The organism is Streptomyces sp. T028, from assembly GCF_048159505.1.
Taxonomy (GTDB): Bacteria; Actinomycetota; Actinomycetes; order Streptomycetales; family Streptomycetaceae; genus Streptomyces.
Genome location: NZ_JBLRVZ010000025.1, coordinates 69,584 through 82,570 on the forward strand (window position 1 = coordinate 69,584; position 12,987 = coordinate 82,570).

A 12,987-nucleotide genomic window follows, 5' to 3' on the forward strand; every position below is an offset into this window, starting at 1 on the left:
CGACGAAGGGCGCTGAGAAAGCATGTCCACCACCACAACGTCGCCTTCGCCGCCGAGCAGCGACAGCCCTCCACGGCGAGAGGGCCACCCGGCGCCCGGCTACCGGCGCGTCCTCGGGCGAGGACGAGAGGTGTGGCTGCACTACGCGGTCATCATCGTCCTGGCCGTACTCGTCCTGGCACCGATCGTGCCGACGCTGTACCAGTCACTGCTCGACCGGCCGCTGTACGAGGCCGGCGGCGTCCTCAGCCTCGACAACTACGTCAAGCTGTTCACCGAGGCAGGCTTCGGCAAGGTGGCGCTCGACACCGCGCTCTTCGCCGCCCTCACCACCGTCTTCACCCTGGTCATCGCGATCCCGATGGCGGTGGTCGTCGTACGGACGAAGATCCCCGGCGGACGCCTGCTGGCAGCCGCCATGCAGTGGCCCTTCTTCATCTCCTCGCTGATCCTCGGCTTCGGCTGGATCACCATGTACGGTCCCGCCGGCTTCGTCAGCGTCAAGGTCGCCGACGTACTGGGCAGTGTCCCCTGGAACCTCTACTCCATCCCCGGGATGGCGCTCACCGAGGCCGTCGCCCTCGCCCCGATCGCCTACACCTTCTGCGCGGGCGCCCTGCGCCAGAGCGACGCCTCACTGGAGTCGGCCGCCCAGGTCTGCGGCGCGGGACCGCTGCGCATCCTCTTCCAGGTCATCCTGCCGATGCTGCGCCCGCCCATCGTCTACAGCTCCATCCTGGTCGTCTCGATCTCCGTCGAGACGCTGAGCGTGCCCCTGCTGTACGGCCAGCCGGCCAACATCCAGGTCTTCTCGACCTTCCTCTACCGCAACGGACTTCAGTCCATCAACCCCGACTACGGCATCCTCGGCGCGGCCTCCGCCGTCATCCTCTTCGTCACCGTCGCCCTGGTCGCGGTCCAGGCCAAACTCCTCAAGGACGCCCAGCGGTTCGTCTCGGTCCGCGGCAAGGCCACCCGCCCCCGCCGCCTCGACCTGGGCTGGCTGAAGTGGATCAGCCTGTTCGGGATCCTCTTCTACGTCGTGATGGGCGCCCTCGTCCCCATCGTCGGCCTGGTCTTCCGCTCCTTCACCTTGGTCTTCACCCCGCTCCAGTCCCCGCTGAAGACCCTGACCATGGCCAACTACGAACGCATCTTCAGCTACACCGCGTACGTCGACTCCATCGTCAACAGCCTGATCGTCGCGGGCGTCGGCTCGGTCCTGGTGAGCGTCCTCGGACTGCTGGCCGTGATGGTGGCGCGCCGCTCCACCTTCCGCTTCCGCCGGGCCACCGAATATCTGGCGCTCGCCCCGCAGGCGATGCCCGGGATCATCGTCGGTATCGGCCTGTTCTGGGCCTTCGCCTACGCCCCGTTCAACATCGGCACCGTGATCCAGGGCTCGATCTGGGCCGTCATCATCGGCTTCGGACTGCGTGCCCTGCCCAGCGGGTTCGGCTCCCTGGCGCCGTCGATCATGCAGATCGGCCAGGAACTCGACAACGCGGCCCGGGTCTCGGGCGCCGACTGGGTCAAGGCGTTCACCATGATCCTGGCCAAGCTCCTCACCCCCGCCTTCGCCGGCGCGCTCGTCCTGACCTTCGTGACGATGCTCAAGGAGTACTCGCCGGCCGTCTTCCTCGGCTCGGCCGACAGCAAGATCATCGGTACGACGATGCTCGAACTCTGGGTCCAGGGGAACACCGGCTCCGTCGCCGCGCTGGCCACCCTGCAGATCGCCATCACCGCGGCCTTCGTCGGGCTCGCCGGACTCCTCCTGAAGGGACGCAACAACGATGCCTGACGTCAAGGTCTCGCACCTGGGCAAGCAGTTCGGCGGCAACGTCGTCCTCGACGACGTCGACTTCACCGTCAGGGACGGCGAGTTCTTCACCCTCCTCGGCCCCAGCGGCTGCGGAAAATCGACGACCCTGAACTGCATCGCCGGTCTCGAACAACCCACCAGCGGCGCGATCTCGGTCGGCGACACCCCCTTCGTCGACACGGAGAAGAAGCTCTTCGTACCGCCCGAGGGCCGCAACCTCGGCATGGTCTTCCAGTCCTACGCCCTGTGGCCGCACAAGACCATCGCCGACAACCTCGCGATGCCGCTGCAGATCCGCAAGGTCGACAAGGCCGAACGGCGCCGGCTCATCGACGACGCCCTGGACAAGGTCGGCCTGCTGCACCTGCGTGAGCGCTACCCCCACCAGATGTCCGGCGGCCAGCAGCAGCGCGTCGCCCTCGCCCGGGCGCTGGTCTACTCGCCGAGCGTCCTGCTCCTCGACGAGCCGCTGTCCAACCTGGACGCCAAACTGCGTGAGCAGGCCCGTGCCTGGCTCAAGCGGCTCCAGGAGGACCTGGGCATCACCACCGTCTACGTCACCCACGACCAGGACGAGGCCCTCGCCCTGAGCGACCGCATCGCGGTCATGTCCGGCGGCCACATGCTCCAGGTCGGCACACCGCGGGAGATCTACGAGACCCCGGCCACCGCCGAGGTCGCCGCGTTCGTCGGCCGCTGCAACTTTCTCAAGGCCACGGTCGGCGAGACCACCCGGGAAGGGGTTGTTCTGAAGCTGGCTGCCAACGGCCAGGCCGTGTCCGTCACCACGGGCCAGAGCCTGAGCGCGGGCGAGACCGTCACCGTCGCCGTCCGCCCCGAGCGCCTCTCCGTCCTGGTCGACCCCGACCAGGCGCCGCCCGGCGTCAACGTCATCGGCGCGGAGGTCCTCACCACCTCCTACCTGGGCTCCCGCTTCGAGTACGACCTCAAGGTCGGCGACCAGGTCGTCCAGGTCGTCTCCGACCGCGGCGGCCTCACCGGCCAGGTCAGCCTCGCCGTCGATCCTGCGGCCTGCCTGGTCTACACCGACACGGCCGTGCTCTCGGAGGACGCACAGGCCCTGCTGACCGTCGCCGGCTGACAGCCCGCCCACCCACCACAGAGGAGTCCCGTGCCCTCCCCCCACCGCTACACCCTCGGCGTCCTGTACGGCGACGGCATCGGCCCCGAGATCGTGCCAGCCTCGGTCCTGGTCGCCGACACCGCTCTCGCGGCCACCGGAGCCCCGCCCCTCACCTGGCAGGAACTGCCCCTGGGCCTGCGGGCCATCGAGGAATTCGGGGAGGCGACCCCCGAGGCCACGTTGGAGGCTCTCGCCGAGACCGACGGCTGGCTGCTCGGTCCCCACGACAGCGCGGCCTACCCGGAACCGTTCCACTACGAACTCAACCCCAGCGGCACCATCCGCAAGCACTTCGACCTCTACGCCAACGTGCGCCCCGCCAGGGCGTTCGAGGGCGGCAGGGCCGTCGTGCCCGGCACCGACCTGGTCATCATGCGGGAGAACACCGAGGGCTTCTACGCCGACCGCAACACCCACCTGGGCACAGGCGAGTTCATGCCCACGCCGGACGTCGCCATCGCGATGGGCATCATCACCCGCACCGCGTGCGAGCGCATCGCGCGGGAGGCGTTCGAGCTGGCCTCGCGGCGCCGCAAGAAGGTCACCATCGTCCACAAGGCCAACGTCCTCAAACTGACCACGGGGCTCTTCCGCGACGTGTGCCGCGAGATCGCACGGGACTACCCCGACGTCGAGGTCGACGACTTCCACATCGACGCCATGACCGTGCATCTGGTGCGGCGGGCCCATGAGTTCGACGTCCTCGTCACCGAGAACATGTTCGGCGACATCCTCTCGGACCTGGCCGGCGAACTGGCCGGATCGCTGGGCATCGCGCCCTCCCTGAACGCCTCCCAGGACCGCGCGATGGCCCAGGCGGCGCACGGCTCGGCGCCGGACATCGCCGGGCAGGACTTGGCGAATCCGGTCGCGATGTTCCTCTCCACGGCGATGCTGCTGGAGTGGCTGGGGTCCCGCCACGGGGACGAGACGCTGACGCGTGCCGCACGGATCGTCGAGGAGGGCGTGGCCTCGACGCTCGCGCGGGGAATCCGCACGAGGGACATGGGCGGGTCGGCGGGATGCCGAGAGTTCGCCGAGGCGGTCGCCGCCTCGATCGGGCAGCCGTGAGCGGGAACCGGGCTGACCGGCCGTGCACGGTGGCCGTCGTCCACGCCACTCCGGCGTCGGTCGCTCCCACCCGGAGCGCCCTCGCGGAGGGATTCCCCGAGGCCTCCGTGTGGAACCTCCTGGACGACCGCCTCATGAGCGATGCCGAGGAGGCGGGTGGGGTCACACCCGACCTGTCCGACCGGATGCTGTCGCTGATCGACTACGCGGTACGTGGCGGCGCGGACGCCGTCCTGCTGTCGTGCTCCCTGTACGGGTCGGTGCTGGAGCAGGCCCGGCGCCGGTACGACCTGCCCATGCTGAGCTCCGACGACGCGCTCTTCGCCGAGGTCGCCCGGCGGCGGTTCGGCAGCGTCCTGCTTCTCGGCCCGCTCGCCCCGGCGGTCAGGGACTCGGTGAACCGGCTGGAGCGAGTGCTCTCCGGAGCGCAGGACGGCGAGCGTACGAAGGTCATCGGCCGTACCGCCACCGGAGCGGCCGAAGCCGCCGCGCACGACGACCTCGGCGCGCTGGAGCAGTCGCTGACCGCGGCGGCCACCCCGTACCTGAAGGACGTCGATGCCGTGGTTCTCGGCATGTTCTCCCTCGCCCCCGCACACGCCGGTCTGGAGCAGGCGCTGGGCCTGCCGGTCCTGAGCGCTCCGCCGCTCGCCGCCCGCGCTCTGCGCGAGAGCGCCGGCGCCGGGCGCGCCCACACCTCCTTCATACCGTCCGTCCCCGGGAGCATCCCCGACTCGTCCGCCGTGGAGGCATCGTGATGAGCCGTAACCACCTGGCGGGCTCCGGCCTCGACGCACTCGGCACCCGGGCACGCCTCGACGTCGCCGGCCAGTCGCTGTCGTACCACCGCATCGACGGGCAGGCTCCCGCCGACCTCCCGGTCAGCCTGCGGATCCTGCTGGAGAACGTGATCCGCTTCCACGACGGGACCGCTCGGGGCGACGACCAGGTGCGGGCGATCGTGGAGCGCGGGGCATCCGGCACACCCGTCGACCTGTACGCCTCGCGGGTGTTCCTGCACGACACCAACGGCGTGCCCACGGTCGTCGACCTGGCAGCCATGCGGGACGCCATGACCGCCCTGGGCGGCGACCCCGGCCGGGTCAACCCCGTCATCGCGTCGGAACTCGTCATCGACCACTCGGTCATCGCCGACGTCTTCGGGCGCCCGGACGCCATGACCCGCAACGTCGAACTGGAGTACGCCCGCAACGGCGAGCGCTACGGCTTCCTGCGCTGGGGACAGCAGTCGCTCAAGAAGTTCGCCGTCGTGCCCCCCGGCACCGGGATCATGCACCAGGTCAATGTGGAGCACCTGGCCCGCGTGGTCATGGTCGAGGACGGCTGGGCGTTCCCCGACGTGTGCCTCGGCACCGACTCGCACACCACCATGGTCAACGGGCTCGGCGTGCTCGGCTGGGGCATCGGAGGCATCGAGGCCGAGGCCGCGATGCTCGGCCAGTCCATGTCCGCCCTCGTCCCGGACGCCGTCGGCGTACGCCTCACCGGCGCCCTTCCCGCCGGGGCCACGGCCACGGACCTGGTGCTCACCCTCACCGAACTGCTGCGGGCCCACGGAGTCATCGGCAAGTTCGTGGAGTTCCACGGCGACGGTGTCTCCGCCCTGTCGGTGGCCGACCGCGCGACCGTCTCCAACATGTGCCCGGAGTTCGGCTCGACCTGCGCGCTCTTCCCCGTCGACGACGAAACCCTGCGCTATCTGCGGTTCACCGGGCGCTCCGAGGGCCACGTAGCCCTGGTCGAGGCGTACACCAAGGAACAGGGCCTGTGGCATGAACCCGGCAGCCCGCCGCGGTTCACCGACACCGTCGACCTCGACCTGTCGACGGTCGTCCCCTCCCTGGCCGGTCCCTCCCGCCCCGAGGACCGCGTCCCGCTGGACCGGGCGAAGAGCCGCTTCCGTACGGCCGTCGAGTCGATCCGCGAGCAGAACGGCACCGGAGAGGCGAAGACCGCGACAGTCGTCATCGACGGCACCGCACACCAACTGCACGACGGCGCGGTGGCCGTCGCGGCCATCACGTCCTGCACCAACACCTCCAACCCGGCGGTCATGGTCGGGGCGGGTCTGCTGGCCCGCAACGCCGTCCGGGCGGGACTGCGCAGCAAGCCCTGGGTCAAGACCACCCTCAGCCCCGGCTCACGGGTCGTCATGGACTACTACCGGAGGGCCGGCCTCCTCCCCGACCTGGAGACCCTCGGCTTCCACCTGGCCGGCTTCGGCTGCATGACCTGCATCGGCGCTTCCGGCCCGCTCATCGGCCCGGTGTCCGAGGCGGTGAACGACACCGGTCTGACCGTGACGTCGGTGCTCTCCGGGAACCGCAACTTCGAAGGCCGTATCCAGCCCGACGTCGCCATGAACTACCTCGCCTCACCGCCCCTCGTCATCGCCTACGCACTCGCCGGCACGATGGACATCGACCTCCAGGCCGAGCCCCTCGGCCACACTCCGCAGGGAGACCCGGTCCACCTGCGCGACATCTGGCCGGACCCGGCGGAGATCGAGGCCGTGATGGCAGGGAACATCGACGCGGCGATGTTCACCGACGCCTACGGACACGTCTTTGCCGGCGACCACCGGTGGCAGGACATCAGCGTGCCCGCGACCGAGCGCTTCTCGTGGGATGAGGACTCCACCTACGTCCGCCGGCCGCCCTACCTCGACGGCATGACCACGGAACCCGAGGCCGTCAAGGACATCACCGGGGCCCGGGTGCTGGTGAAACTCGGTGACAAGGTCACCACCGACCACATCTCCCCGGCCGGCGCCATCACCGCCTCCAGCGCGGCGGCCCGGTATCTCACGGAACTCGGCGTCGACAAGGGGGACTTCAACACCTACGCCTCCCGGCGCGGCAACCACCTGGTGATGATGCGAGGCGCGTTCGCCAACATCAGGCTGCGCAACCAGGTCGCCCCCGGCACCCGTGGCGGCCGGACCCGCGACTTCCTCGCCGACGGCCGCGAGAGCTCGATCCACGACACGGCCGCCGCCTACCGCGCGGCCGGAGTCCCCATGGTCGTCGTGGCCGGAAAGGACTACGGCGGCGGGTCCTCGCGGGACTGGGCGGCCAAGGGGCCCGCACTGCTGGGGGTCCGCGCGGTGATCGCGCAGTCCTTCGAACGCATCCACCGCTCCAACCTGATCGCCATGGGCGTCCTGCCCCTGGAACTCGTCGACGGCGGCCCGGACGACCTGGCCCCCACCGGCGCCGAGACGATCACCATCGCCGGACTGGAAGCCCTCAACGCGGGACACGTCCCGGCCACGGTGCGCCTCCTCTCCGAGGGCCGGGAGTTCACCGCCCGGGTCCGCCTGGACACCCCCCGCGAGGCCGACTACTTCCGCCACGGCGGAGTCATGCCGTACGTCCTGCGCGGCCTGCTCACCCACCCGACCGAAACCGACGAGTGAGGGGCACCGATGAACCACACGCCCTCCCGAAGAACCGTCCTGCTGGCCTCGGCCGGCACCCCCCTGTCCCTGGCGGCCACCGCGCCCTCGGCGACGGCGGCCACCTCCTCCACTCCCCGCGGACTCCCTCCGGTCCAGTACGCCTACGTGGGCTCCCGGACGACGAAACAGCGAGGCGCCCGGGGCTCCGGCATCACCGTGTGGCGGGTCGACCCCCGCCGCGACACCTGGGAGCTGCTCCAGACCGTCCCCGCCGACGACGGGGACCCGGCGACCGAGACGCCGGCGGGAGCGCTCCCGGTCAACCCGTCCTTCCTCACCCTCAACCCCGAAGGCACCCGCCTCTACACCGTCCACGGCGACGCCACGACCGTGAGCGCCTTCGCCGTGCACCCGTCACACGGCACGGTGCGGCTGATCAACACCGTCGACGTGGGCCGGGGCAACCCCGTCCACCTCACGCTCGACCCCACCGGAAAGTGGCTGGTCGTCGCCTGCTTCGCGGTGCCCGGGTCCGTGGTGACCCTGCCGGTGCGGGCCGACGGCTCCCTCGGCACCGTGGCCGGCGTCCTCGAACTCCCCGGAACACCGGGCCCGCACAAGGCCGCGCAGACGGGCCCCAACCCCCACCACGTCGTCTTCGACCCCACCGGCCGGTGGCTGGCGATACCCGACCGCGGCCTGGACCGTGTCTTCATCGCCGCGCTCGACGCCACCACGGGAGCGCTGAGCCTCAACGACCCCGGATGGGTGCGGACCAGGGAGCTGGAAGGCCCCCGGCACATCGCGTTCCATCCGCACCGGCCGCTGGCGTACCTCGTCAACGAGCTCCGCTCCACCGTCCACACCTACCGATGGAACGCGGAGGCAGGCACCTTGACGCCTCTTCAGTGCCTCGCCTCGACAGCGCCCTCGATGACCGGCGACACCCGCGCCGCCGAGATCGCCGTCTCACCCGGTGGCGGACATGTCTTCGCCTCCAACCGCAGTGGCGCGGGCGATTCCGTTCCCGGTGGCCCCGACCCGGACACCATCGGTGTCTTCGCTGTCGAACGCCACGGGGGCCTCGAACCCGTCGGCTGGGTCTCCACCCAGGGCCTGCGCCCGCGCTTCTTCGGGCTGGAGCCCTCCGGACGACGGCTGTTCGCCGCCAACGAGGTCACCGACACCGTCGTCGGCTACGAACTCCACGCCGACGGCCGTCAGTTGCGTCCCCTCGGCATCGTCGCCGAGACCGGTTCCCCCACCTCCATCGTCTGGCGCGCCGCTTGCTGACTCACACGCTGAGATCAGTCGGGAACGCGCTCGGCCCTAGTTCATGACACGTCGACACAGGAGGAAAGATGACGCCATCCAGGCGTGAATTCGGTGCGTTCGTCATGGCCGGCATCGGCACGGCGGCGATCCCGGCCACGCTGCTCGTGGGGGCGGCGGACGCGCGGGCCACCGAGTGCGGGTGCACGGCAGTCGCCCAGACCGCTGCCGACGTGCCCTGGGGCGGCCCGCTGGCCCCCGACAAGCCGCTGGCCAAGGCCTACGCCGACGGGGCCAAGGCACTGGCGGAGGTGGACGACAACCCGATGATCCGCTGGCAGTACCGCGTGTGGTGCGAGACCGGTTACCGCAGTCCGGGCAACGCGGGAACGGGGCAGCCGGTCGACCGACCGGTGGACCCGACCAAGGACTTCGTCTCCCCGATGGGGTTCCTGTACCGGGACTACGTCCGGCCCATGCCGGCGGGCGGGGTCCAATTCCTCGACAACGCCTGGTACTTCGGCACCGACTTCACCGGACTCGTGATCGTCCGTACCCCGGACGGCCTGGTCATGCTCGACGCGCTCACCACGCCGGACGACATGCGCACACAATTCCTGGACCAGGCCGCGGCGGCAGGCCTCGACCCGCGGGACATCCGTTACATCTTCCTCGGCCACGCACACGGCGACCACGTCGGCGGCGCGAACCTGATCCGGGACGAATACGCGCCCAGAGCCAAGTTCGTCATGGGGCAGCCCGACGCGGCGGTCATCGCGGAGCAGCGCGCCGAACTGAAGAAGAACAAGGACCAGTACACCAAGGAGGAATACCTGGCACGGCTGGCCCGGATACCCAGCCGGATCGACATCGAGATCGAGGCCTACCCGGGCCACACCGTCGGCATGAAGAAGATCCGCATCGGTCGGCGCACCGAGGCCACCGCCATGCTCGCCCCCGGCCACACCATCGGACAGATGCATGTCATCGTGCCGGTGGTCCACCAGGGCGAGACCCGCCATCTCCTGGTGTGGAGCGGCAACGACAACATCGACGCCGCCGCCCAGTACGCGATCTCCGCCGACTTCGTCCAGGGCATCGCCGGCCAGGAAGGAGCCGACGTCTTCCTCAACACCCACGCCTACCAGGGCGGCGCCTTCAGCCACCTGCGCGCCCTCAAGGCCGACCCCTCGGCGCCCAACCCCCTGCTGATGGGCCGTGCCGGGGTGCAGCGCCACATCGAGATCTTCGGCAACGCCCACCGCGCCCTCGCGCAACGCCTTGTCGACGGCACGTGGAAGGCGATGTAGCAGGGAACATCTGAGAGGGCGTCGGCGTCGCGACGACGGGCACGTCGCGACGCCGACGGCGAGCCCGATGTTCGTCAAGCAGCGCCAAGACCACTGTCCCGGCCCCGCCGGGGACCGGTCCGACGAGCTGCGGGGCTCCACGCGGGCAGTGGCCGGCCAGCGGACACGGGGCAGCGCGCGGTCTGGCCGGGGTCCGGCGAGACGAAGCCTCCGGCTGCCTCCATCAGGACGTGGAGAGGTCCTGTTCGGTGGTGGCGGAGCCGATGCCGGAGATCTTGCGGCCTCGGCTTCCGTGACTGGGCGAGCACGCGCAGCGGTGTCCGCAGAGGAACGGGACGCTGGTGGCGCATCCGGAGCGAGAGGGCCATCCCCGGCGTCCCGGAGACGGCGCTGGCCCAGCCCATCAGTTCGTCCGGGAGCATGGAGGTCATGCCTGTCGGCGTGTCCGTAGCCGGGCGGCCCTTCGTGGGCTATGCCGAGGACGCGGGTTCCCGTCACACCGCGGTCGGCCGGTGTGATGCGCACGAGTGGACTGCCGACTCCGGTGAGCGCCCGGTCGGCTACCCGGTGAGGCTGCGGGTTCCGGCCGCCACGCGGTGCACAGTGTCCGCCGAGGCCGCGGTACGGACGGTGGTGTCGACCAGGGCCTGCGGCTCGTGGCCCAGCGGTGATCGCCGCCCGCCGTGGAGTGGCGCTTCATGGGCGAGTTCATGGGGTTTCCGGGTGGCCTTGCGTCGCGCGCCGCGGCCCGGTGATGTGCGGCAAGGCTGCGGTGGGGGAGAGGCGACGTGGCGTACGAAGACAGGCTTGAGGTGCTTCTCGGGCAGCGCGTCCGGGAGTTGTTCCCAGGGTGACGCCGCTGAGGTACATGTCGAGCAGGGGCACCTCACCGGGCTGGAAGTGGCTGCCCGGCGACTCGCAGATGCTCTCCGTGGCAAGGACGTGACGCTGAGGGCGAGCCTCCTCGCCCACGGCGCTGACGACCCTCACCGGTCCGCGGTCGACCACCGGTTGCGGGTGGCGGAGGTGAGCGTGCCGGTCGGTTCGGTGGGCCGCTGGTACGACCTGTTCTTGCGCGGCACCGCGGCTTCACGACGCTCTGCGCGGCGGGGCGGGACGCGAAGCCCGGCGCAGGGCAGGTCCGTGGACACACATGGCGATGGGCGTCTTCGCGGAGGCGCGGCACAGATTCCTGGAGTCCGGACTCGCCCATGCTCATGGCGGCCGGCCGCCCGCGCGCACCCGTACGCCGGTACGTGAGGGGTGCGGCCGCCCCTGTCGGCGACGGAGAACTTCTCGCTGTCAGCAGGCGTTGCGCCGACCGGAGTGCCGTGCCGGTGACGGCTCGGCATCCGGCGCGGCGGCGGATCGGTGCGTCGACGCACGCTGTGGGCCCGGTCCCGCCGTGCGGCCCGGACCGCTCGAACGGGCCGCCGGTCACCACGGCGTCGCCGTTCGAGCGGTGCTCTCCGCGACGGACCGACGGTTCCGAGGCCTCAGTTCTCCAGGACGAAGATCGGCTTGTGGCCGGCCCGGTCGGAGGTCAGCACGTCGGGGATCTCGTCCCAGCCGTAGATTCCGCTGGTGACCAGCTCGGGGTGAAGGGTGCCGGCGGCCACCGCCTCCAGGGTCGGTGTCATGTTCGGCCGCGCGTGCCCCTTGCCGTTGTGGAAGTGGACGCCGCGCTGGTAGAGCGCGAGCAGCGGGAGCGCGACGTCGTCGAAGTAGATGCCGACGCTGTTGACGTAGCCCTCGGGCATGACCGACAGCAGTGCCTTGCGCAACCGCTCGGGGTTGCAGCTGGCGTCCACGGCCAGATGGAAGTCCTTCTCCCGCTTGCCGTTGATGTCCTGGACCTCCGCGCCGAGCTGCTCGGCGACCTTCATCCGGACCGGGTCGTCGTCGTAGTAGACGGTGCGGGCGCCCGCGCAGTGGACGGCGACGTCGACGCAGTACAGCCCGATGGAGCCGGTCCCGCCGAAGACCGCGATCTTCGGGTCGGTGATGCCGGCGACGGTCGGCATCACCGTCTCCCAGCCGAGGGCGAGGTTGTCGCCGATCGACGCGAGGTGCACGGGGTCGACCCCGGCGGGCAGCTTGGCGAGGTTGAAGTCCGCGTAGGGGACGCGGATGAGTTCGTCGAAGGTGCCGCCCCAGGCTCCGTTCACCGGGAGGCCGTACTGGGCGTCGCCATGGAGGAGACAGCGGGCGGTGTGGCCGAGCTTGCACTGCGCACAGGTGCCGCAGGCGATGTGCCAGGCGACGCCGACGACGTCGCCGACCGCGACGTCGGTGCAGTCGGGGCCGACCTCGACGACCGTGCCGACGCACTCGTGGCCGAGCGGGAACGGGCCGAATCCGGAGAACGGGGTCTTGTCGGCGATGACATGGTGGTCGAGATCGCAGGTCGTGGCCGCGAGCGGGCGCACGAGCGCGTCCGTGCCCTCGACGATCGTGGGGGCGTCGACCTCGTCGAAGCGCAGCTGTCCGGGCGCGACGAACATCAGGCTCTTCATGGGAAAACTCCTCGGTTGCGTGGGGGTGCCGGGTCGAGCGGCATGTCCGTCGGCCCGGTGCCCGCGTTCGGTCAGATGGCGCCGGAGTCCGGGACGCCGACGGGGATCGCCTCCAGGAAGAACGCGTCCAGCGGACGGGCCAGTGCCTCCGCCAGGGCGGTGCCGATCTCCCGCATCGCGGCGCCCTTCATGTGGGCGCCCAGCGCCTCCTGCGAGGCCCACTTCTCGATCATCACGAACTCGCCGGTGGTGCCCGCCTTGCGGTGCAGCGCGTACAGCAGGCAGCCGGGTTCGGCGTGCACCGCGGGTATCGCCGCCTTGAACGTCTTCTCGACCAGTTCTTCCTGGCCCGGCTTCGCGACGATCGTCGCCACCATCAGTACCGGCTCGGCCATGGAGCACACCTCTCTATATAACGGTCGTCATAA

The 12,987-nt window shown here is 70.4% G+C and carries 9 protein-coding genes and 1 pseudogene; 7 read left to right on the plus strand and 3 right to left on the minus strand.

Going from position 1 to position 12,987, the window contains the following annotated elements; all coding sequences use genetic code 11:
- The first annotated feature begins 22 nt into the window (after positions 1 to 22).
- The 7 genes from ACLZN2_RS23680 (at position 23) to ACLZN2_RS23710 (ending at position 10,043) form a co-directional block, all read left to right on the plus strand.
- Positions 23 to 1,804 (plus strand): ABC transporter permease, encoded by a 1,782-nt coding sequence (locus ACLZN2_RS23680; RefSeq protein ID WP_416981006.1) that lies wholly within the window; start codon positions 23 to 25, stop codon positions 1,802 to 1,804.
- The gene (locus ACLZN2_RS23685) at positions 1,797 to 2,927 is read left to right on the plus strand and encodes an ABC transporter ATP-binding protein (protein ID WP_416981007.1); all 1,131 of its coding nucleotides are present in this window, start codon (positions 1,797 to 1,799) and stop codon (positions 2,925 to 2,927) included. Before ACLZN2_RS23680 ends, ACLZN2_RS23685 begins: the two co-directional genes overlap by 8 nt.
- 30 nt (positions 2,928 to 2,957) lie before the next feature.
- A complete protein-coding gene (locus ACLZN2_RS23690; protein WP_416981008.1) occupies positions 2,958 to 4,040 on the plus strand; it encodes an isocitrate/isopropylmalate dehydrogenase family protein in 1,083 nt (360 codons plus the stop codon).
- Entirely contained in the window at positions 4,037 to 4,798 is a 762-nt protein-coding gene (locus tag ACLZN2_RS23695; protein WP_416981009.1) for an aspartate/glutamate racemase family protein, read from the plus strand. The genes ACLZN2_RS23690 and ACLZN2_RS23695 overlap by 4 nt, the downstream gene beginning before the upstream one ends.
- A complete protein-coding gene (gene acnA / locus ACLZN2_RS23700) occupies positions 4,798 to 7,479 on the plus strand; it encodes an aconitate hydratase AcnA (RefSeq protein WP_416981010.1) in 2,682 nt (893 codons plus the stop codon). The genes ACLZN2_RS23695 and acnA overlap by 1 nt, the downstream gene beginning before the upstream one ends.
- A gap of 9 nt (positions 7,480 to 7,488) precedes the next feature.
- A complete protein-coding gene (locus ACLZN2_RS23705) occupies positions 7,489 to 8,754 on the plus strand; it encodes a lactonase family protein (RefSeq protein ID WP_416981011.1) in 1,266 nt (421 codons plus the stop codon).
- A gap of 68 nt (positions 8,755 to 8,822) precedes the next feature.
- A complete protein-coding gene (locus ACLZN2_RS23710) occupies positions 8,823 to 10,043 on the plus strand; it encodes an MBL fold metallo-hydrolase (protein ID WP_416981012.1) in 1,221 nt (406 codons plus the stop codon).
- Positions 10,044 to 10,834: 791 nt separating this feature from the next.
- On the opposite strand, the pseudogene ACLZN2_RS23715 reads toward ACLZN2_RS23710, so the two are convergent.
- From ACLZN2_RS23715 to ACLZN2_RS23725, 3 genes and pseudogenes are all read right to left on the minus strand, one after another.
- Positions 10,835 to 10,982, minus strand: a pseudogene (locus tag ACLZN2_RS23715) (dehydrogenase); the annotation flags it as partial.
- Positions 10,983 to 11,539: 557 nt separating this feature from the next.
- Positions 11,540 to 12,559, minus strand: coding sequence for a zinc-dependent alcohol dehydrogenase (locus ACLZN2_RS23720; protein WP_416981013.1), 1,020 nt, complete (start codon positions 12,557 to 12,559; stop codon positions 11,540 to 11,542).
- 71 nt (positions 12,560 to 12,630) lie between these two features.
- A complete protein-coding gene (locus ACLZN2_RS23725; protein ID WP_416981014.1) occupies positions 12,631 to 12,954 on the minus strand; it encodes a putative quinol monooxygenase in 324 nt (107 codons plus the stop codon).
- Positions 12,955 to 12,987 lie beyond the last annotated feature (33 nt).